16 protein-coding genes and 5 riboswitches are annotated in these 21244 nt (G+C 74.5%); of the genes, 12 read left to right on the top strand and 4 right to left on the bottom strand.

What is annotated here, in order from left to right; all coding sequences use genetic code 11:
• Position 1: 1 nt before the first annotated feature.
• From ACFWPI_RS06000 to ACFWPI_RS05990, 3 genes are all read right to left on the bottom strand, one after another.
• A complete protein-coding gene (locus tag ACFWPI_RS06000; RefSeq protein ID WP_380368408.1) occupies positions 2-556 on the bottom strand; it encodes a MarR family winged helix-turn-helix transcriptional regulator in 555 nt (184 codons plus the stop codon).
• 199 nt (positions 557-755) lie between these two features.
• Positions 756-1703 (bottom strand): M48 family metalloprotease, encoded by a 948-nt coding sequence (locus ACFWPI_RS05995; RefSeq protein ID WP_380368405.1) that lies wholly within the window; start codon positions 1701-1703, stop codon positions 756-758.
• On the bottom strand, positions 1694-2158 hold the full coding sequence (locus tag ACFWPI_RS05990) for a BlaI/MecI/CopY family transcriptional regulator (protein ID WP_380368402.1): 465 nt from the start codon (positions 2156-2158) through the stop codon (positions 1694-1696). Before ACFWPI_RS05990 ends, ACFWPI_RS05995 begins: the two co-directional genes overlap by 10 nt.
• Before the next feature lie 266 nt (positions 2159-2424).
• Positions 2425-2616, top strand: a riboswitch (cobalamin riboswitch).
• Between the two features lie 228 nt (positions 2617-2844).
• On the opposite strand from ACFWPI_RS05990, the gene ACFWPI_RS05985 reads away from it, so the two are divergent.
• From ACFWPI_RS05985 to ACFWPI_RS05955, 7 genes are all read left to right on the top strand, one after another.
• Positions 2845-4332 carry a CoA-acylating methylmalonate-semialdehyde dehydrogenase gene (locus tag ACFWPI_RS05985; protein WP_380368713.1) on the top strand — a complete coding sequence of 496 codons (1488 nt, stop codon included), beginning with the start codon at positions 2845-2847 and terminating at the stop codon, positions 4330-4332.
• Positions 4333-4339: 7 nt separating this feature from the next.
• A complete protein-coding gene (locus tag ACFWPI_RS05980; protein ID WP_380368400.1) occupies positions 4340-5479 on the top strand; it encodes an acyl-CoA dehydrogenase family protein in 1140 nt (379 codons plus the stop codon).
• Positions 5479-6552, top strand: coding sequence for an enoyl-CoA hydratase/isomerase family protein (locus ACFWPI_RS05975; RefSeq protein ID WP_380368396.1), 1074 nt, complete (start codon positions 5479-5481; stop codon positions 6550-6552). The genes ACFWPI_RS05980 and ACFWPI_RS05975 overlap by 1 nt, the downstream gene beginning before the upstream one ends.
• The gene (mmsB, locus tag ACFWPI_RS05970) at positions 6549-7463 is read left to right on the top strand and encodes a 3-hydroxyisobutyrate dehydrogenase (RefSeq protein ID WP_380368393.1); all 915 of its coding nucleotides are present in this window, start codon (positions 6549-6551) and stop codon (positions 7461-7463) included. Before ACFWPI_RS05975 ends, mmsB begins: the two co-directional genes overlap by 4 nt.
• Complete coding sequence (locus tag ACFWPI_RS05965) at positions 7460-8236, top strand: enoyl-CoA hydratase (RefSeq protein WP_380368390.1); 777 nt, start codon at positions 7460-7462, stop codon at positions 8234-8236. Before mmsB ends, ACFWPI_RS05965 begins: the two co-directional genes overlap by 4 nt.
• Before the next feature lie 67 nt (positions 8237-8303).
• Positions 8304-8444: riboswitch (cobalamin riboswitch) on the top strand.
• A 99-nt stretch (positions 8445-8543) separates the two neighbouring features.
• The gene (locus ACFWPI_RS05960) at positions 8544-9617 is read left to right on the top strand and encodes a peptidase (RefSeq protein WP_380368387.1); all 1074 of its coding nucleotides are present in this window, start codon (positions 8544-8546) and stop codon (positions 9615-9617) included.
• A gap of 30 nt (positions 9618-9647) precedes the next feature.
• Positions 9648-10127 carry a flagellar hook-length control protein FliK gene (locus ACFWPI_RS05955; RefSeq protein ID WP_380368384.1) on the top strand — a complete coding sequence of 160 codons (480 nt, stop codon included), beginning with the start codon at positions 9648-9650 and terminating at the stop codon, positions 10125-10127.
• Between the two features lie 675 nt (positions 10128-10802).
• On the opposite strand, the gene ACFWPI_RS05950 is transcribed toward ACFWPI_RS05955, so the two are convergent.
• Positions 10803-12242: a hypothetical protein gene (locus tag ACFWPI_RS05950; protein ID WP_380368381.1), complete on the bottom strand. Its 1440-nt coding sequence runs from the start codon at positions 12240-12242 to the stop codon at positions 10803-10805.
• A 133-nt stretch (positions 12243-12375) separates the two neighbouring features.
• A riboswitch (cobalamin riboswitch) is annotated at positions 12376-12452 on the bottom strand.
• A 77-nt stretch (positions 12453-12529) separates the two neighbouring features.
• A riboswitch (cobalamin riboswitch) is annotated at positions 12530-12673 on the top strand.
• 103 nt (positions 12674-12776) lie between these two features.
• Between ACFWPI_RS05950 and ACFWPI_RS05945 the strand changes: the two genes are divergently transcribed.
• From ACFWPI_RS05945 to ACFWPI_RS05925, 5 genes are read left to right on the top strand one after another with little or no spacing between them, the layout of a single operon-like run.
• Positions 12777-15797 carry a prenyltransferase/squalene oxidase repeat-containing protein gene (locus tag ACFWPI_RS05945; protein WP_380368378.1) on the top strand — a complete coding sequence of 1007 codons (3021 nt, stop codon included), beginning with the start codon at positions 12777-12779 and terminating at the stop codon, positions 15795-15797.
• Entirely contained in the window at positions 15794-16993 is a 1200-nt protein-coding gene (locus ACFWPI_RS05940) for a hypothetical protein (protein ID WP_380368375.1), read from the top strand. Before ACFWPI_RS05945 ends, ACFWPI_RS05940 begins: the two co-directional genes overlap by 4 nt.
• A 4-nt stretch (positions 16994-16997) precedes the next feature.
• Positions 16998-18233: a CbiQ family ECF transporter T component gene (locus ACFWPI_RS05935; protein ID WP_380368372.1), complete on the top strand. Its 1236-nt coding sequence runs from the start codon at positions 16998-17000 to the stop codon at positions 18231-18233.
• Positions 18230-19933 carry an ABC transporter ATP-binding protein gene (locus tag ACFWPI_RS05930; RefSeq protein WP_380368369.1) on the top strand — a complete coding sequence of 568 codons (1704 nt, stop codon included), beginning with the start codon at positions 18230-18232 and terminating at the stop codon, positions 19931-19933. The genes ACFWPI_RS05935 and ACFWPI_RS05930 overlap by 4 nt, the downstream gene beginning before the upstream one ends.
• Entirely contained in the window at positions 19930-20856 is a 927-nt protein-coding gene (locus tag ACFWPI_RS05925) for an ECF transporter S component (RefSeq protein ID WP_380368367.1), read from the top strand. The genes ACFWPI_RS05930 and ACFWPI_RS05925 overlap by 4 nt, the downstream gene beginning before the upstream one ends.
• Positions 20857-20885: 29 nt before the next feature.
• Positions 20886-21108, top strand: a riboswitch (cobalamin riboswitch).
• Positions 21109-21244 lie beyond the last annotated feature (136 nt).

Raw genomic sequence — 21244 nt, 5'->3', positions numbered from 1 at the left:
CCTACTCGGAGATCCACCGTCGGCGCTGTCCGCCGGTGAGCACCCAGCCGGGGCCCGAGGGCGAGGGCGAGGGCGTGCGGCGTCCCGCGCCGCGGGCGGCCGCCGTGCACACCCGCCGCAGCAGGGAGTTGAGTTCGGCGCGCTGGCCCTTCGTCAACGAGCCGAGCAGGTCGCCTTGGACGGCGGATGCGTCGTCGTGCAGCACGTCCAGCGCTGCCTGCCCGGCCGGGGTGATCGTCAGCACCTCCTGCCGCCCGCCGATCTGGACGACCATGGAGTGCACCAGGCCTGCCGACAGGAGGTCGTCCAGTGCCTGGGCGGAGTCGGCCCCGGTTGCGGCGGTTGCGGTTGCGGTTGCGGCGGCGTGCTCGGTGAGGTCGCGGCGCCCGTGCGGCCCCAGCTGGGCGAGTGCGGACAGCAGCGCCTGATGGGCCGGGCCCATTCCCCTCGCGTCGAGCCGGTCGGCCAGCAGCCGGTCGACCGCCCTGCCGGCCGTCGACAGGAGGTAGACGGTCTGTTCGAAGGGGCTCGTCGAGCCCGTCCTCCCGTCGTACACGCCAGGTCCCATCGTCCGGTGGCCGCCGTGTTCTCGGACCGGGGCCATGGTGGCGGCACCCGCGCGGGGATGCCGAGCCCGGAGGCCGGAGTGAACGCGGCCTCTGATCGCCGGCGGGCGGGCGGCTGCGCCAAGACCCGCACGGGTAAGCCGAGCCTCACCATACCCGGACCCGCACGGTTGGTCTACATCGATGTCGTCAGACCGGGCCGTGAGCCCTCAGGGTCCGGGCCGCGTACTCGACGTACTCGTGCAGCCCGTAGGCCAAGGCCACGCCGAGCAGGGCCGCGACCGTGACGGCGGCGACCAGGGCGACGGCGGCGTGCGCCCTGCGGCCGGTCGGGCGGGCGGGTGCGGGGCCCAGGAGGGCCTGGACGCGCTGGGGCACGGGGCCGGTGTTCACGGACAGCAGGGGCCCGGCGGTTCGGCGGGCGGACGGCGATCCGGCCAGGGCCGCCCGGGCGATGGCGGTCGCGGCGGTGCGCCGGTCGGCGACCGCGGCGGCGGCCTGCTCGTCGGCCCAGCGTTCCAGGTGGTAGTCGAGGTCGGCCCGCAGCCGGGCCAGCGCCGGGTGTACGGCGGCGGCGAGGTCGACGGCGGCGGACAGCAGGTGGTGGCGCCCGCGCAGGTGGGCGCGCTCGTGGGCGAGGAGCACCGCGCGCTCCGCCGGGCCCAGCGCGCTCAGCATGCCGGCCGAGACGACGACGCGGCCGGGGCGCCCCCGGTGGCCGGGCAGGGCGAAGGCCTCGGCGTCCTTGCCCGCGACCACGAGCAGGTCGCCGTCGCTCGTCGCATCAGCGGTCAGGCCCCAGGCGCGGGCGAGGAGCACGCGGTGCCCGCGCCACCGCAGCGTCAGCCGTACGGCCTGGACGGCCAGCGCGGCCCCGGCAGCGCAGGACACCGGCACCACGGCCGGCCACCGGGCGACGACGCCGGACAGCGGCAGGTGCTCCAGGCCTGCCAGGAACGGGACGTGGAACAGCCCGGCGAGTGCCGCGACGGTGCCGCCCGCCAGCAGGACGGCCGCGCCCGTGAGTACGAGCGAGGCCTCGCGCGGAGGGAGCAGCAGGGCCAAGCGGCGTGCGGCGGGCGCCGCGGCCCAGGGGAGCAGCAGGGCCAGGGCGACGACCGTCAGGATCAGGCCCATGCGTCGTCCTCGGGCCCGGGCCTGCCGGAGTCCGCCGCGGTCGCGGCCCTGGCCCCGGTCTGGGCCCCGGCCTCGGCCTCGGCCTCGGTCTGGGCATCGAGGAGCAGGCGGCGCAGCACGTCCTCGTCGTCCTCGGACAGGGAGGAGACGAACCGCTTCAGCACGAGGTCCCGCTGGGGTTCCTTCTCCAACTCCCGGCGCATGCGCCCGGCCGCCAGTCCGGCGGCGTCCTCCACCGGGGCGTAGGCGAAGGACCGCGCGGGGCGGCTGCGGACCAGGGTCCCCTTCTCGTGCAGACGCGTGAGGATCGTCGTCACGGTGGTGCGGGCCAGCCCGTGGTCCAGCGCCTCCTTGACCTGCTGGGCGGTCAGCGGCTCGCCGGCCGCCCACAACACCGCCAGCACGTCCGCGACCAGTTCCCCGTGCGGACGCCTGGCGTCCCGACCGACCCTCACATCGTTCTCCCTGTCCCGACACTCCCGGAAGGCACACTCCCGGCAGGCGCACCTCCGGCGCCGACAGCGGTCGGCGGCCGAGGCCTGCCCGCGCCGGTATGGCGAAGATGGGCCCGGCCTGTGTTGCTTAGGTGTGCCTCAGCTAATTTTACGGGCTCGCGGCCCCGCGCTGCCGGGCGCCTGATTTGCGGACACCGTCCGGTCACGTGCCGCTCGGCGCGGTGGAAAGTCGATGGCACAACGCGCGTGCGGGCCTCTGGACTTACTAGGACGTCCAACTATATGGTCGACGGCAGGTCCGCGGTGTCAGGGAAGCCGGTGTGAGTCCGGCACGGTCCCGCCACTGTGACCGGGGAGTTCGTCCTCGCAGACGAAGGCCACTGGCAGCCAGCCGGGAAGGCCTGGGGGCGTGCGGTGATCCGGGAGTCAGGATACCGGCCGCGGGTGTTCCGTGTTTTCCACGAGGATGGAGACGACACGCATGACTCCGGGCTGCTCCCGCTCCACTGCCGCTCCTGGTCGTCCCGTGCCCACGGCCGCCGGGGCCCCGACACTCTGACGTTCCGTTCTGCCGCCGCACGCCCGTGTCGCGGGGCGCACCACCGTGCGCCCGCCGACCGGCGGCGGCCTCCGATCCTCCTCCTCTCCCCACCCCTGTCGAGAGAAGGAACCCGACGGTCCGAGAACTGACCCACTTCGTCGCCGGCAAGCCCACCGCCGGCACCTCCGGTCGCTTCGGCGACGTGTACGACCCCAACACCGGCCGGGTGCAGGCCCGGGTGCCGCTGGCGAGCCGGGCCGAGGTCGAGGCGGTGATCGCCGACGCCGCGCAGGCCCAGCCCGCATGGGCCGCGTGGAATCCGCAGCGGCGCGCCCGCGTCCTGCTGCGCTTCCTCCAACTCGTCGAGCAGGAGAAGGAGGAACTGGCCCGGCTGCTGTCCGCCGAGCACGGCAAGACCGTGGCCGACGCCCACGGGGACATCCAACGCGGCCTGGAGGTCGTGGAGTTCGCCGCCGGCATCCCGCACCTGCTGAAGGGCGAGTTCAGCGACAACGCGGGCACCGGCATCGACGTGTACTCGATGCGCCAGCCGCTCGGCGTGGTCGCGGGCATCACGCCGTTCAACTTCCCCGCGATGATCCCGCTCTGGAAGGCCGCACCCGCCATCGCCTGCGGCAACGCCCTCGTCCTCAAGCCCTCGGAGCGCGACCCCTCGGTGCCGCTGCGCCTCGCCGAGCTGTTCCTGGAGGCCGGGCTGCCGCCGGGCGTGCTGAACGTGGTCAACGGCGGCAAGGAGGCCGTCGACACCCTGCTGGAGGACCCGCGGGTGCAGGCGGTCGGGTTCGTCGGCTCCACACCGATCGCCCAGTACGTGTACGCCACCGCCGCCGCGCACGGGAAGCGGGCGCAGTGCTTCGGCGGCGCCAAGAACCACCTGGTCGTGATGCCGGACGCCGACCTCGACCAGGCCGCGGACGCGCTGATCGGCGCCGGCTACGGCTCGGCCGGCGAGCGCTGCATGGCGATCTCGGTGGCCGTCCCGGTGGGGGAGGAGACCGCCGACGCCCTGGTGGCCAAACTGGTCGAGCGGATCGCCGCGTTGAAGGTCGGGCGCTCGGACGACCCGGCGGCGGACTTCGGCCCGCTGGTCGGCGCCGACGCGCTGGAGCGGGTCCGCGGCTACCTGGACCTCGGGGTCGAGGAGGGCGCCGAACTCGTCGTCGACGGGCGGGACTTCCGGCTGGAGGGGCACGAGGACGGCTACTTCCTCGGCGCCTCGCTGTTCGACCGCGTCACGCCCGACATGCGGATCTACCGGGAGGAGATCTTCGGCCCCGTCCTGACCGTGCTCCGCGCCGCCGACTACGAGGAGGCGCTGCGCCTGCCCGGCGAGCACGAGTTCGGCAACGGCGTGGCCGTCTACACCCGGGACGGCGACACGGCGCGGGACTTCGCCCGCCGGGTGAACACCGGCATGGTCGGCGTCAACGTGCCGATCCCCGTGCCGGTCGCGTACCACACCTTCGGCGGCTGGAAGCGCTCCGGGTTCGGCGACCTCAACCAGCACGGGCCGGACTCGATCCGCTTCTACACCCGCACCCGCACCGTCACCTCGCGCTGGCCCTCCGGGGTCAAGGAGGGCGCGAGCTTCACCATCCCGACGATGGGCTGAGGGCGCCGTGCACGACCTCACAGAGGACCAGCTCGCCATCGCGGCGACCACCCGGGCCTTCGCCCGCGAACACCTGGCGCCGAACGCGGTCGCGTGGGACCAGGCCAAGCACTTCCCGGTGGACGTGCTGCGCAAGGCGGCGGACGTCGGCCTGGCCGGTGTCTACGTCCGCGAGGAGTCCGGCGGCTCCGGGCTCACCCGCGCCGACGGCGTGCTGGTGTTCGAGGCGCTGGCCACCGGCTGCCCGTCCATCGCCGCCTACCTGTCCATCCACAACATGGTCGCCTGGATGATCGACCGCTACGGCGACGACGCCCAGCGCGCCCGCTGGCTGCCGGGCCTCAGCGCCATGGCGACCCCCGCCAGCTACTGCCTCACCGAGCCCGGCGCGGGCTCGGACGCGGCGGCACTGACCACCCGAGCCCGCCGGGACGGGGCGCACTGGGTCCTCGACGGCGTCAAGCAGTTCATCTCGGGCGCAGGGGCCTCCCAGGTCTACCTGGTGATGGCCCGCACCGGCGGACCGGGGGCCGGCGGGGTGTCCGCGTTCGTCGTCGAACGCGACGACGCCGGCGTCTCGTTCGGGCCCGACGAGAAGAAGATGGGCTGGAACGCCCAGCCCACCCGCCAGGTGCGGCTGGACGGCGTCCGGCTCCCGGCCGACCGCCTCCTGGGAGCCGAGGGCGAGGGCTTCCGGATCGCCATGAACGGGCTGAACGGCGGCCGGCTCGGCATCGCCGCCTGCTCCCTCGGCGGAGCGCAGGACGCCCTGGAGCGGGCCACCCGCTATCTGGCGGACCGCGAGGCGTTCGGCGCCCGGCTCCTGCACGCCCAGGCGCTGCAGTTCCGGCTCGCCGACATGGCCACGGAGCTGGAGGCGGCCAGGTCGCTGCTCTGGCGGGCCGCCTCGGCCCTGGACCGGGGGGACCCCAGAGCGCCGGAGCTGTGCGCGATGGCCAAGCGGCACGCCACCGACACCGGCTTCGAGGTCGCCAACCAGGCGCTCCAACTGCACGGCGGCTACGGCTACCTGGCCGAGTACGGCATCGAGAAGATCGTCCGCGACCTGCGGGTGCACCAGATCCTGGAAGGAACCAACGAGATCATGCGCGTCATCGTCGCCCGCGGCCTGACCGGGGCCGCGTGATGGCCGGGAACGACCTCGACGAGGTCCTGGTCCACCGCGAGGGCCGGGCGGGCCTGATCGTCCTCAACCGCCCCGCGGCCCTGAACGCCCTCACCCACGGCATGGTGCGAAGGATCTCCGAAGCCCTGGACGCGTGGGAGGAGGACCAGCGGGTCGACACCGTGGTCATCACCGGCGCCGGTGAGCGGGCCTTCTGCGCCGGCGGCGACATCGTCGCCATCCACCGCGCCGCCACCGGCGCGGACCCGGGCGCCGTCGAGGAGTTCTGGCGCGACGAGTACCGCCTCAACGCCCGCATCGCCCGCTACCCCAAGCCCTACGTCGCGCTCATGAGCGGCATCGTGATGGGCGGCGGGGTCGGGGTCTCCGCCCACGGCAGCGTCCGGATCGTCACCGAGACCACACGCGTCGCCATGCCCGAGGCCGGCATCGGCTTCGTCCCCGACGTCGGCGGCACTTACCTGCTCGCCCTCGCACCCGGCGAGCTGGGTACCCACCTCGCCCTGACCGCGGGCTCCGTCGGCGCCGCGGACGCGCTGCTCTGCGGCCTCGCCGACCACTTCGCCCCGGCCGAGCGGCTGCCCGCGCTGCTGGACGACCTGGCCGAACTCCCCGTGCACGACGCCCTCGAACGGAACGTCGGGCCCGCACCGGCCGGCCTGCTGGACGGTCGGCGGGCCTGGATCGACCACTGCTACGGGGCCGACACCGTGGAGGAGATCCTCGACCGCCTGCGGGACAGCGGCGAACCGGAGGCCAAGGAGGCCGCGGACCGGATCGCCGCCAACTCGCCCGCCGCCGTGAAGGCCACCCTCGCCGCCCTGCGCCGGGCCCGCACCCTCGGCCCGCTGGAGGCCGTCCTCGACCAGGAGTACCGGACCTCCTGCGCGGCGCTCTCCACACCGGACCTGGCCGAGGGGATCCGCGCCCAGGTCATCGACAAGGACCGCTCCCCGCGGTGGAACCCGTCGACGCTGAGCGCCGTCGAACCCGCCACGGTGGCCCGCTACTTCGCCCCGCTCGGCGACCGGGAACTCGGCCTGTCCCCCACCACACCCCTGGAGCGCTGGTGACCCACCGCAACGGATTCAACGGAGTCATCGGATTCATCGGACTCGGCAACATGGGCGGCCCGATGGCTGCCAACCTCGCCACGGCCGGACACACCGTGACCGGCTACGACCTGGCGCCGGAGGCACTGCGGCGGGCGTCCCGGACGGAGAGCGGCGTCCGTCCGGCGCGGTCCGCGACCGAGGCGGTACGGGAGGCCGACGTCGTCATCAGCATGCTGCCGGCCGGCCGGCACGTGCTGGCCGCCTACGCGGACCTGCTGCCCGCCGCCCACCCGGGAACGCTCTTCGTCGACTGCTCCACGATCGACGTCGCGGACGCCCGGGCGGCGCACGACCTGGCCGTGAACGCCGGGCACCGGGCCGTGGAGGCGCCGGTCTCCGGCGGGGTGGTCGGTGCCACGGCCGCGAGCCTCACCTTCATGGTCGGAGCCGCCGAGCCGGACTTCGAGGCGGCTCGACCGGTGCTGGAGGCGATGGGCCGCAAGGTCGTGCACTGCGGACCCCCCGGTGCGGGGCAGGCCGCGAAGATCTGCAACAACATGATCCTGGGCATCTCGATGATCGCGGTCAGCGAGGCCTTCGTGCTCGGGGAGAGCCTCGGGCTCAGCCACCAGGCCCTCTACGACGTCGCCTCGACCGCCTCCGGCCAGTGCTGGGCGCTCACCACCAACTGCCCCGTCCCCGGACCGGTGCCGACCAGCCCGGCCAACCGCGACTACGCGGCCGGGTTCGCCGCCGCCCTGATGGCCAAGGACCTCGGCCTCGCCGCCGGGGCCGCCGACGCCGCCGGCCTGCCCACCGAACTCGGACGCAGGGCGGCACAGCTGTACGCGGACTTCGCGCAGGCCGACGACGGCGCCGGCCTGGACTTCTCGGCGATCATCACCACCCTGAGGGAGGACGGCAAGTGACCGGCTACGAGACGATCCTGGTCGAGCGCAAGGGCCGGGTGGGGCTGATCACGCTCGACCGGCCCAAGGCGCTCAACGCGCTCAACACCCTCCTGATGAACGAAGTCGCGCAGGCGGCAACGGAGTTCGACCGTGACCCGGAGATCGGCTGCCTGGTCATCACCGGCTCGGAGAAGGCCTTCGCGGCCGGCGCCGACATCAAGGAGATGCAGTCCCTCGACTTCGTCGACGCCTACCTCGGCGACTGGTTCGCCGCCTGGGACCGCTTCGCCGCGCTGCGCAAGCCCGTGGTGGCGGCGGTGGCGGGCTACGCGCTGGGCGGCGGCTGCGAGCTGGCGATGCTGTGCGACATCCTGCTGGCGGCGGACACCGCGAAGTTCGGGCAGCCGGAGATCAAGCTCGGCGTGATCCCGGGCATCGGCGGTTCGCAGCGGCTGACCCGGGCGGTCGGCAAGGCGAAGGCGATGGAACTGTGCCTGACCGGCCGGATGATGGGCGCCGAGGAGGCCGAGCGGGCCGGCCTGGTCTCCCGGATCGTCCCGGCGGACCAGCTGCTGGCCGAGGCCCTGACGGTGGCCGAGACGATCGCGGCGATGTCCACCCCGGCGGCGGTCATGCTCAAGGAGAGCGTCAACCGCTCGTACGAGACCACGCTCGCCGAGGGCGTGCGCTTCGAACGGCGCCTGTTCCACGCCACGTTCGCCACGACGGACCAGAAGGAGGGCATGGCGGCCTTCGCCGAGAAGCGCCCGCCGGAGTTCCTCAACCGCTGACGGTCCGAGCAGTTCGCGGCGCGATGTGGCGCGATGTGACGCACGAACCCTTGACCGGATCTTTTCCGTATCGCCATGATGGGCCGTCAAGTTGTGACTCCGCCGCTGGGGGAAGTCCGGTTCGAATCCGGCGCTGACCCGCAACGGTAGGCCGCCGACTCCACGTCGGCGGCGAGCCCGAGTACCCGGCGGCGGAGGTGTGTCGTCCCCTCCTCCCGTCGTGGTCTGCGGGCCGGAGCTCCGAGGGCTGCCCGGCTTGTTGCCGCCGCCCTCCGGGCCCCTGCGTGCGGGCCCGGAAAGGCCCACCGTGTCCCCGTTCCGACGCCCCCTGCGCCTCTTCGCGATACCCGCGCTCGCCCTCGCCACCGTCCTCCCGGCGGCCGCTGCCGCCCAGGCCGCGCCTGCCGCCGCGACCTCGTCCTCGACGATCCGCCCCGACGCCGCCGCGGGCGGCTGGCTCGCCCGCCAGCTCGTCGACGGCGACCACTTCGAGTCCGTCTTCAACGGGACCGCCTACCCCGACCAGGGCCTGACCATCGACGCCGTACTGGCCTTCGCCGCCTCGCGCAGCTCCGACCAGGCCGCCGCGAAGGCCACCGCCTGGCTGGCCAAGCCCGAGATCATCAGCGGCTACCTCGGCGACGGCACCACCGAGGCCTACGCCGGGGCGACCGCCAAGCTGCTGCTCGCCGTCGAGGTGCGCGGCGGGAACCCGACGGCCTTCGGCGGCGTCGACCTGCCGGCCCGCCTGCGCTCGCTCCAGACCGCCGAGGGCCGGTTCTCCGACCGCTCGCAGTGGGGCGACTACAGCAACGCCTTCGGCCAGTCCCTGGCCCTGATCGCCCTGCACCGTACGACCGGTGGCGCCCCGGCCGCGGCCGTCGACTTCCTCGCCAACAGCCAGTGCGCGGACGGCGGCTACCCGGTCGCCTTCGGCCAGGCCACCTGCACCAGCGACCCGGACGCCACCGCGCTCGCCGCCCAGGCCCTCGCCGCCACCGGCCGCACCGCCAAGGCCAACGCCGGGCTCGGCTGGCTGACCGCCCACCAGAACGCCGACGGCGGCTTCCCGGCCGCCGGGGCCGCCGCGTCCAACGCCAACACCACCGGCCTCGCCACGCAGACACTGCTCTCCGGCGGGCGCTTCGTGGCCGGCCTCAAGGGCTGGAGCAGCCTGGTCAAGCTCCAGCAGGGCTGCGCCACGGACCCGGGCGTGCGCGGGGCGGTCGCCTACGACGCGACCGGCTTCAACCCGGCCACCGGCGCCCGGGCCACCGCGCAGGCCGTCCTCGGCCTGGCCGGCACCCCGCTGGCCACCCTCTCCGCCGCCGGTGCCCGCCCGGACGCGCCCGTGCCGGCCTGCCCGGCGACCACCCGCTGACCACCCGCTGACCCCGAGAGGAGAGCTCCGATGACCGACACCCCGGCGCCCGCGCGCCCGGCCCGCCGCACCCTCGGCTCGATCGCCGCCGCCGCTGCCCTGACCGCCGGCCTGCTCGGCGCCTCCGCCGTCCAGGCCCCGAAGGCGCAGGCCGCCGCCTGCGACGGCACCACCGGCGTCACCGTCGTGGTCGACTTCACCGCCGTCGGCGGCGGTATCCAGACCGGCTGCGCACCCGGCGACCCCGCCAGCGGCCTGGCCGCGCTGACCGGCGCCGGGTTCGCGTACACCTTCCACCCGCGCTACCCGGGCTTCGTCTGCACCATCAACGCCCTGCCGACGACCTGCACCAACCCCACCGGCAGCGCCTACTGGTCGTACTGGCACGCCCAGCACGGCGGCCCCTGGTCGTACAGCAACCTCGGCGCGGGCAGCTACAACCCGGCACCCGGCGACGTCGAGGGCTGGTCCTTCGGCGCCGGCGCCCAGCCGGGCGTCACCGCGCCCTGACCTCCGGAGACACCCCGGTGCCCCGGCCCCTCCGGAAGGGGGGCCGGGGCACCGGCGGTGCGGCACGTTCGGCGCCGCCGGGCGAGCAGCACCATGGTGGCCGTCGCAGCGGTGAACAACAGGGTGTTCACCACGCTCCCGCCGGTGGTCAGCAGCCGTGGGACAAGGCAACCGCCTGGTCCCGCCAGGTCCACACCCTCGCTGTTCGACACGCCAGCTCAGCTCTCGTCCGAGCATCTCCAGGACGGCGGTGTGGCCGTTGCGTGTTTCTGAACTCAACTAATACGTAAGGAACTTGAGGCGAAGGACCCTGGTCTGCAGAAGCTGGGCGCCGGGACGTGTGAGCGGCCCCGCGTACCGGAATCGGTGCGCGGGGCCGCTGTGGGGCATCGGGTGGTTCAGCAGTGGGGCGGGTCGGGCGCGTTGTGGAATAGAACCGCACCCCGACCGCGCAGTCCAGGCCGCAAACCCGCCAGGCTCCGCCCCGATAACTCCCTTGTGCGGCGGGTGGGTTGGGTCCTGTCGGGTCGCGAAGAGGCTGGTCTGGGGCGTCGGCGTCGGGCGGTGCGGGCTCGGGCCGCCGGGGGCCCGGTGGAAGTCCCTCCGTGCACCCGGCGTGATGTGATGGCAGGTCAGCTCGCTGCTTCCGCGTCCAGGACGGCCAGGGTATCCGGATCAGTTGCCGTAGCAGAGCGAGACGGTGTCGCCGAGGTGAACGGTGGTGGCCCGGGTGGCGGTGGTGGCGGTGGTGCCGTCCAGGGTGATCTTCCAGGTGGAGGAGCCGCTGTTGGCGGTGCCGTTGATCGCGGTGACGGCGCCGGTGCCGGAGGACGGGGTGACGGCGGTGACGCAGCCGGCGGGGGTCGCGGATGCGGCGGCGTCGAGGACGTCGCCGAGGGTTGCGGTGGTGCCGGTCGGGGTGAGGGCGACGGCGCAGACCTTGAGTGCGCCGGTGCCGTCGTCGATGACCAGCGGGAGCTTGGCGGCGGTGCCGGGGACGAAGGTGGCGGTGGCGGCCCAGGCCGGCTCGCCGGCGGTGGTCGGGGCCGGCGGGGTGGCGGTGAAGCCGGCGCCGGCGACGGCGCGCAGGCCGTCGACGGAGGCGTAGGGGGAGGGGGAGGTGTCGGTGGGCAGGTACTTGAAGCCGCCGCCGGGCTTGAACTGCTGGGCGATCAGGAAGTCGACGGGGCTCTTGCCGGTGCCGCTGGTGAAGTCGGGGCCCTGGGGGTTGATGCCGCAGGCGTTGAGGCCGGAGACGGCCCAGCCGTTGGAGTCGGTGTTGACGCCGAACATGGCGTTGAAGGCGCCGGAGGCGGTGAGCTTGCCCTTGAGGAAGTTCTTGGCGGCGACGATCGCCGGGTCGGTGGCGGGGACGCCCCCGGTGCAGAGCGAGGCCATGGCGGCGCCGGTCATGTCGATGTCGCTGCCCTGGGCGAGGGCGTTCGGGTCGCCTGCGGCCTTGCTGAAGTTCCAGCCGCCGTCGTTGTGCTGGTTGGCGCGCACCGCCGTGACGGAGGCGTCGAGCAGCGGCTGCGGGACGCGGGGGTTGCCGGCCTGGGTCTTGGCGCCCGCGAGGGCGAGGAGGCCGAAGACGGTGCCGTTGAAGTTGGCGGACGGGTCGTAGTAGCCGGGTTCGGCGGTCTGCCAGTAGGCGGCGAGGTCGGCGACGAGGTTGCGGCCCGGGCCGACCCGGGCGGGGTCGATGCCGGCGGCGTAGGCGTTGAGGATGCCGCGCTCGTAGTCCGTGACGACCGGTGAGGCGCTCGGCCAGCCGGGGGCGGCGAGTTGGCCGCGGTACACCAGGCGGGCGTTCTTGGTGGGGTCGCCGCCGGGGGTGACGTCGGCGGCGGCCGTGCCGGCGGCCGCGAGTGCGCTGAACGCCCACTCGTTGGAGAGCCCGCCGCCGGTGACGTAGCTGCCGTCGGCGGCCTGGAGCGACTTCAGGTAGGTGACGCCGGTGCTCTTCGAGGTGGCTATCTGGGTCGGGCTGGCCGTCGCGTGGGCGGGGACGGCGGAGAGCAGGAGTGCGCCGGCCGTCAGGGCGACGGAGGCGGCGGAGGCGGCGCGGGAGGCGGCGCGGGAGGGGGTGGTTCGCGAGGGGGCGAGGAGGGACACGGGACAGGCTCCTTGGGGTGGCGGGCGCCGACCCTGCCCCGGAGTTCCGGCGTCCGTTCAAGGGCGCGCGACTGCCGGAGCGGTCGCCGCCCGGATCGCGTGGGCCGGCTTTCGCCATGGTGCGTGGCCGGGCGGGCATTCGGGCTCAGGGCGGCACGATGGCCACCCCACACCGCTGCGCGTCAGCCCCGGATTCGCACCGGGTTCCCCCGCTCGGCCACCGCGGACGCTACCGCACGGCGCACCGGTGCACGAGGTGGTGTGATCGACATGACGACCCGTTGACTCCCGTTCTACCGGCGTGGTCTGATGAACCGATTTTTTGCCCTCGGCATTCAGGGGAAGCCGGTCCAACTCCGGCGCTGACCCGCAACCGTGGACCCACCTGTGGTGGGTGAGCCGGAATGCCTGGACCGGGGGCCTGTTCACAGAGCACTTGCGTCGTCGCGGACTACGACGCGGTCCGGACGGTCCCTGCCCAGGAGACCGTCGGCTGCGCCGTTGCGTCCCGCGTCGACCGACCAGGGAGTCGTCGTGAGGGTCAGCAGCAGTCGCACACGTCACAGGAACCGGGACCTCGCCTCCGTGGTGGTCGCCGGTGCTGTCGCGGTCGCCGCCTGCGGAAGCGTCCTGTTCGGGCGCCCCGGCACCGCGGCCGCCGACCCGATCGAGCAGTGCACGGCGACGACGGGCGCGATCGTCGCCGTCGACTTCACCCACTGGGGCGGCGGCGTCGTCCGGGGCTGCGACGCCCACCCCACGACCGGGATGAACCTGCTGCACGCCGCGGGCTTCACCACCGCCGGAACCGAGCACGACGGACCCGCCTTCATCTGCCGCCTCGGAACCGGGACCTTCAACAGCGGCACCCAGTACCCGACGCCGGCCGAGGAACCCTGCGTCAACACCCCGCAGGCCACCGCGTACTGGTCGTACTGGATCGCCGAACCCGGCCAACAGGCCTGGTCCTACAGCCGGTTCGGCGCCGGGACGCAGAAGCCCAAGCCCGGCGAGGTCGAGGCCTGGGTGTACGGCGGCACCGACATCGGCGGCACCAGCGGGGCACCGGGCTTCACCCCGGACTCCGTGAGAGCGAAGAGCGGTGGTTCGTCGGCTTCGCCGTCCGCCTCGCCATCCGCCTCGCTGTCACCCTCGGCGAGCCCGACTCCGACACCGACCCCGACCGGGCCGACCTCGACCGGGCCGTCCGCCACCGGTGACCCGGCGGCCGCCGCGGCCTGGCTGGCCCGCCAACTCGTCGGCGGCGACCACATGGAGAACTGGGCCGTCGAGGGGCCGGACTACCCCCGGACCGCCCTCACCGCCATCGCCCTCGCCGCCGCCGGCACGCAGGACCCGGCGGTGCGCAGGACGACCGCCTTCCTCGCCGCCCACACCGACGCCTTCCTGTACCCCGACGGACCGGCCGGCCAGCCCGATGCGAGGGCCGCCGCACTGCTGGCCCTCGTCGCCGAGAGCACCGGCAGCGATCCCCGGGCCTTCGGCGGCCGGGACCTGATCGCCGCGCTCACCGGCCACGTCTGCACGGCGGCGGGGGAGAACGGCAGGTGCACCGCCGCCGGGGACTTCCCCGGCGCGGCCTCGCCCTGGGTCCAGTCCCTCGGCGTCATCGCCCTCCAGCGCGCCGGCTTCACGCCACCCGCCCCGGCGCTCGCCCGCTTCACGGCGCTCCAGTGCGCCGACGGCGGGGTGGCCGGATCGATGATCGTCGCCGGCGAGCACTGCGAGCCCGACCCGCTCACCACCGGCCTCGCGGTGCTCGCCCTTCGCACGGCCCCCGGGTACGAGACGGCGGCGAAGAAGGCTTCGGACCAGCTCGCGGCCGGACAGCAGGCCGACGGATCCCTGCTCCCGTACCTCGGCGCCCCCGGCGACACCATCAGCACCGCGAGCGCGGCCCAGGCGTTCAAGGCCACCGGACAGGACACCCGCCGGGCCGCCGCCACGGCCTGGCTCGCCGCCCGGCAGGGCGCGGACGGCGGCTTCGGCCCCGACGCGTCGACCACCGACCCGGACCTGGCCGCCACCGAGCAGGCGATCCTGGCCCTGACCGGCACCGACCTCACCAGCGTCCGGCACAACCCGGACGCCACCACCCCGCCGACGACGCCCGCCACCACGAAGCCTGCCGGAAGAACCCCCGACGCCGCCAAGGGCAGCGCCTACCTCACCGACCCGTCCCGCCTGATCAACGGCCGCTACTACGAGGGCTTCCCGGCCTTCGCCGACTTCGGCCTCACCATCGACGGCGCCTACGCCCTCGCGGCCACCGGCACCGACGACGCCGCGCTGCGCAGGATCGTCGACTTCCTGGACCAGCCGGGCAAGGACGCCGGTGAGCGCACCGTCAACGACTGGACCGGCATCGACACCGAGTACGCAGGCGGCGGCTCGATCGGAAAGGAGGCGCTGCTCGCCGAGGCGGTCGGCCGCAACCCGCGCGCCTTCGGCGGCCACGACCTGATCGCCGCCCTGGCCGCCCTCGTGTGCACCAAGGCCGACCAGAGCACCGGCTGCGCGGCGCCCGGCAACTACACCTACGCCACCTCGGTGTTCTCCCAGGCGCTCGGCATCATGGCCCAGCTCCGGGCCGGGGACTCGACGAACGCCGCCCCCGCGATCGCCTACCTGAAGGGCCTCCAGCACCAGGACGGCTCCTGGCCGAGCCTGATCCCCGCCACCGGGGACTCCGACGTGGACAGCACGGCGATGGCCGTCATGGCCCTCGCCCTCGTGCCGGGGGACGAGGCCGCGCGGGCCGTCGACCAGGGCCTCGGCTGGCTCGCCGCGCGGCAGCTGCCCGACGGCGGCTTCCCGGGAGCGGCCGGCGACTCGACCAACTCGGCCGCGCTCGCCATCCAGGGCATGACGCTGCGCCAGGCCTCGTACGGCGCCCGGATCGCCAAGGCGCGCGACTTCCTGGCGGGCCAGCAGAACGGGGACGGCGGGTTCAACGTCGCCTCTGCCGGGCAACCGGGATCGGACGTCCGCGCGTCCACGCAGGTGCTCGGCGGTGCCACCGGGATCTCGTTCGGCACGCTGTTCCGGGACCTCGGGGGAACGTCGACGCCGACGCCGACTCCGACTTCCACCGGGACGGCGACCCCGACGGGTACGCCGACGGGCACTCCCACGGGCACGCCGATCGATACCCCGACCGGCACGCCCACGAACACATCCACGAACACATCCACGAACACGCCCACGAACACGCCCACGAACACGCCCACGAACACGCCGAGCCCGACGGGCTCGCCCGCAACGGCTGGGCCCTCGGACACCGCCGCTCCCTCGACCGGCGACGGTTCGGCCACCTGGTCGGCCGGTGGCATCGACGCTCCGGCCGGTGGCGGTGGCGCACCCGTCGCCCCCGCCGGTGGCGTGCCGGCGCAGACCGGTTCCGGCAGCCTGGCCGGGACCGGAACCCAGGCCCTGACGCTGACGGCGGGCGCGGGTGTGCTGACCGCGCTCGGCGCGGCGGCCGTCCTCGTCGCCCGGCGCCGCGCCGCAGCCGCCCCGGGGCGTCACCGGTGAGCCGGGGACTCGGCGGTCGGCTCGGCCGGCTGTCCGGGGCGGCGGCCCTGACCTTCGCCCTCGCGTTCGGCGGCGTCGCCGTGGGCACCGCCCCGGCGTCCGCGGCGCCGCTGCCGATCGACCAGTGCACCACCACCTCCGGCGTGGTGCTCGCCGTGGACTTCAGCAAGTGGGGCGGCCCGCTGCTGCGCTCCTGCGGGACCACCCCGACCACCGGCTTCACCCTGCTCAACCAGGGCGGCTGGAAGACCACCGGGACCGGCCACGACGGTCCGGCGTTCATCTGCCGGATCGGCTACAGCGGCTTCCAGGGCGGCAAGCAGTTCCCGGCCCCGGACCAGGAGAAGTGCGTCCTGACGCCCCCGGCCACGGCCTACTGGTCGTACTGGCACGCCGATCCGGGCCAGAACGAGTGGTCCTACAGCCAGCTCGGCGCGATGAGTTACCAGCCGAAGCCCGGCAGCGTCGACCTCTGGATCTTCGGTGGCACCAACATCGAGGGCACCGAGGGGCGGCCGGGCTTCTCGCCGGACAGCGTGCGCGCGAACAACTTCAGCCCCGGCGGGCAGCCCGCCGACCCCGGCCAGGGCACCACGGGCGGCTCCGGCGGCGGGTCGACGGGTGGCACGGGTACGACCGGCGGCAGCGCCACCGGCACCGGTTCGAGCGGTGGCACCGGCGGGACCGGAACCACCGGAAACGCAGGCGGAACCGGCAGCACCAGCAGCACCGGCAGCAGCGGCGGAACCGGCGGCACCAGCGGCGCAGGCACGACCGGTGGCACCGGATCGGGCCGGGCCCCGGCCCCCGCCAAGCCCCCGACGGGCGGAGCCCGCCCGCCCGCGCCCGCCACGACCCCGGGGCCCGGCGCCGCCGCCACCCCCGAGGACGGCATCACTCCGCCCGGAGCGCCCGAGCCGACGCCCGTGCCCGCCACGCCGGTGCCGGTCGAGCCGCCCACCGCGCCGCCGACGGACATCCCGAGCGATCAGCCGACCCCGCAGACGGTCGAGGCCGCGGCCGCGCCGACGTCCACCCCCGCCGTGCCCGGCGGCGTGGTGGACGCCAATCCGGTGGCCGATGCCCCGCACGACTCCGGGTCGATGGCCCCTGCCGTCATCGCGACCGCCCTCGTGGGGGCGCTGGGCGCGGCCACCGTGGTCGTCGCGCGCCGCCGCCGCCGACGGGCCGAGTGATCCGGTGACCAAGCCCGACGAACCCGGCGCCGTCCCCCCGAAGCCCGACCCGAAGCCGAAGCCCAACCCGAAGCCCACCCCCCGACGGGACGCCGGGAGCCGGCGCAGCCCCCGGAACCTGCACCCGCTGGCCTGGTGGACCTGGGCGCTCGCCCTGGCGACGGCGGCCAGCCGCACCACCAACCCGCTGCTGCTCCTGCTGGTCCTCGCCGTGCTCGGCTACGTGGTCACCGCCCGCCGGACCGAGGCCCCGTGGGCCCGCGGGTTCACCTACTACCTGTGGCTGGCCCTGACCGTGGTGGCGATCCGGGTGGTGTTCCGGTGCGTCTTCGCCACCGGCATCACCCCGCACGACCACCTGCTCTTCTCGCTCCCGCACCTCCCCACCCCCGCCTGGTACGCGGGCATCCGGATCGGCGGGCCGGTCTCCCTGGAGGCGACCCTCTCCGCCGCCTTCGACGGGCTGCGTCTGGCCTGCCTGATCTGCTGCATCGGCGCCGCCAACACGCTCGCCAACCCCAAGCGCGCCCTGCGGGTCCTGCCCGGCGCCCTGTACGAGCTGGGCGTCGCCGTGACGGTGTCGCTGAGCGTCGCCCCGCAGCTGGTGCAGAGTGTCCAACGCGTCGCCCGGGCAAGGCGGTTGCGGGCCGGGCAGCGGAAGGGCGTCCGCGCGCTGCGCAGCATCGTCGTCCCGGTGCTGGAGGACGCGCTGGAGCGTTCGCTGCACCTGGCCGCCGCGATGGACTCGCGCGGTTACGGCCGCTCCGGCACCGCGACCCGCCGCTCCCGCCGCGTCACCGGCGCCCTGATGCTGCTCGGCATGTGCGGCCTGTGCGCCGGGGTGTACGGGCTCCTGGACGGAACCGCCCCCGCTGCCCTGGGGCTTCCGGCCTTCCTCGCGGGCGCCCTGCTCTGCGTGGCGGGGCTGATCCTCGGCGGCCGGCGCGTGCGGCGCACCACCTACCGGCCGGACCGCTGGCAGGCCGCCGAGTGGGGCGTCGCGGGCTGCGGGGTGATTGCCGCCGTCCTGCTGTTCGCCACCGTCGGCTACGCCGCCACCGACCTCAACCCCTCGCTCTACCCGCTCAGTTGGCCGAGCCTGCCGCTCGTCCCGGTGTTCGCCCTGCTGCTGGCCGGCGCCGCCGGGGTGATCGCGCCGCCGCCGGGCCGTACCCCGGAACCCGCCACCGGGGCCCGCCGCACCGGCACCGACCGCACGACCCCCGAGGTGAGCACGTGATCCGATTCGACCAGGTCGGCGTGGTGTACGACGGCGAGACCACCCCCGTCCTGCGCGACGTCGACCTGCACATCCCGGAGGGCGAGCTCTGCCTGGTGGTCGGCCGCACCGGCGTCGGCAAGTCGACCCTGCTCGGCGCCGTCAACGGCCTCGTGCCGCACTTCACCGGCGGCACCCTGCGAGGCAGGGTCACCGTGGACGGCCGGGACACCGCGCACCACCCGCCGCGCGAACTCGCCGACGTGGTGGGCGTGGTGGGGCAGGACCCGCTGGCCGGCTTCACCACCGACACGGTGGAGGAGGAACTCGCCTACGTCATGGAGCAGTTGGCCGTCCCGCCGGAGGTGATGCGCAAGCGCGTCGAGGAGACCCTCGACCTGCTCGGCCTCGCCGACCTGCGCCACCGCGCCCTGCACGAGCTCTCCGGCGGCCAGCAGCAGCGCGTCGCCATCGGCTCGGTGCTCACCGCGCACCCGCGCGTCCTGGTCCTGGACGAACCGACCTCGGCGCTCGACCCGACCGCCGCCGAGGAGGTGCTCGCGGCCATCACCCGCCTGGTCCACGACCTCGGCGTCACCGTCCTGCTCGCCGAACACCGCCTGGAGCGGGTCGTCCAGTACGCCGACCGCGTCGCCTACCTGCCCGGCGACGGGACGGTCGTGCACGGGCCGCCCGCCGAGGTCTTCCGGCACGCCGCGATCGCGCCGCCCGTCGTCGACCTCGGCCGGCTGGCCGGGTGGCGGCCGCTGCCGCTCTCCGTCCGGGACGCCCGCCGCGCCGCCGCCCCGCTGCGGGAGCGGCTCACCGACGTGCCCGTTCCTCCGCCGCGCCGGGCAGCGGTGGCGGGGGAGCGGGTGCTGGACGCCCGGGGGGTGGTCGTCCGGTACGGGCCGGTCACCGCCGTCCGGGAGGTCGGGCTGGAGCTGCGGGCCGGCGAGGTCACCGCGCTGATGGGGCGCAACGGCTCGGGCAAGTCCTCGCTCCTGTGGGCCCTCCAGGGCTCCGGCTCCCGGCAGGGCGGCAGCGTGCAGGTCCGCGGAGCCGACGGCGGGCCGGCCGCGGACCCCAAGCGGCTCTCCGCGACCAGGGCCCGGCAGCTCGTCGGGCTCGTCCCGCAGACCCCGACCGACCTGCTGTACCTGGAGACGGTCGCCCAGGAACTCGCCCAGAGCGACCTGGAGGCCCGCAGCGCAGCAGGCCCGACCACAGCCGGGCCGACCGCCGCAGGTCCGACCACAGTCGGCCCGGCCGCAGCAAGCCCGACCGCGCGGCAGATCCTCGACCGGCTCGCCCCCGGGATCCCCGATGGCACCCACCCCCGGGACCTCTCCGAGGGCCAGAAGCTGGCCTTGGTCCTGGCGATCCAACTGGCCGCCGCGCCAAGGGTGGTGCTGCTGGACGAACCCACCCGAGGGCTCGACTACCACGCGAAGGAAGCGCTCACCGGCATCGTCGACGCCCTCGCCGCCGAAGGCCGTACGGTCGTCGTCTCCACCCACGACGTCGAGTTCGTCGCCGCCGCCGCCGACCGGGTGGTGGTGATGGCCGAGGGCGAGGTCGTCGCCGACGGTCCCACCGCCGAGGTCATCGTCGCCTCGCCCACCTTCGCCCCCCAGACCGCCAAGATCCTCGCGCCGCTGCCCTACCTGACGACCCGACAGGTGGCCGCCGCCCTCGCGCCCGCGCAGGCCGCCCGGTGAGCGCCGTCCGGATCCCCGGCCGGGCCCGCGTCGTCGCGGCCCTGGCCGCCTTCATCGGCCTGGTCGCCTTCACCTGGCCGTTCGTCGTCGCCCCCGGAACGTTCGGCTCCTCCTACGCCCCGCCGCTGATCTTCGGCGCCCTGCTGGTCCTGGTGCTCGCCGTCGTCATCGCCGAGATCGCGGCCGGCGGCATCGACGCCAAGGCCCTCGCCATGCTCGGCGTCCTGTCCGCCGTCAACGCCGGGCTGCGCCCGCTCGGCGCCGGCACCGCCGGGGTGGAGACGGTTTTCTTCCTCCTCGTCCTGGCCGGCCGGGTCTTCGGCCCGGGCTTCGGCTTCACCCTCGGCTGCACCTCGCTGTTCGCCTCCGCGCTGCTCACCGGCGGCGTCGGCCCCTGGATGCCGTACCAGATGTTCGGCTGCGCGTTCGTCGGCATGCTCGCCGGGCTGCTGCCGAGAACCCGACGGCGGCGCTGGGAGGTGGCGATGCTGGCCGCGTACGGGGCGTTCTCCGGGTACCTCTTCGGCTTCCTCCTCAACCTCTCCTTCTGGCCGTTCTCCACCGACCCGAACAGTTCCATCGCCTACCTGCCGGGGCTGCCCTTCACCGAGCAGTGGCACCGCTACCTGCTCTTCGACCTCGCCACCTCGCTCGGCTGGGACACCGGCCGGGCCGTCACCACCTTCACCGCCGTGCTCGTCGTCGGCCCGGCCGTCCTCACCGTCTTCCGCCGCGCGGCCCGCCGCGCCAACTTCGAGCCCACGGTGCGCTTCGAAGCCCCGGACGCCCCGGACGGTCGACGAGTCACCGCGAACGACACCGCGAACGCCGCCGCGAACGACACCGCGAACGCCGCCGCGAACGACACCGCCACCGGCTCCGCGAGCGGCGAGGGAGTCTCACCATGCGGACGGCTTCCGTGAATTCCGCGTCGGCCCCGGCGGTTTGCCCCTAAGCTGGCGACGCAGCTGGTTCGTCCTGCCCGCCAGGCAGGACGTCGCAAGAGGGAACCCGGTGGGAATCCGGGACTGCCCCGCAGCGGTGAGTGGGAACGACCGCCGTCATACGCACTGGACCCGGGACGGGTCTGGGAAGCGATGGCCAGTAGGTACCGGACGCCAACAGGCCCGGTGCGCCCACGAGTCCGAAGACCTGCCCGTTGCCCGCCCGCGGACCGTTCCGCGTGCGGATATCCCGGTGACCTCGTGGGCGGGTCGGCGACCATACCAGGCGGGTCCGGCACGCGCATCGACGTGAGCCGCCGCCCGGTTCGTCATCCCTTCGCGCTCTCGTCCCGTCCCCGGGCACTTG

It is taken from the genome of Kitasatospora sp. NPDC058492, assembly GCF_042720685.1.
GTDB lineage: Bacteria > Actinomycetota > Actinomycetes > Streptomycetales > Streptomycetaceae > Kitasatospora.
This window is presented reverse-complemented; position numbering and strand designations above follow the sequence as displayed.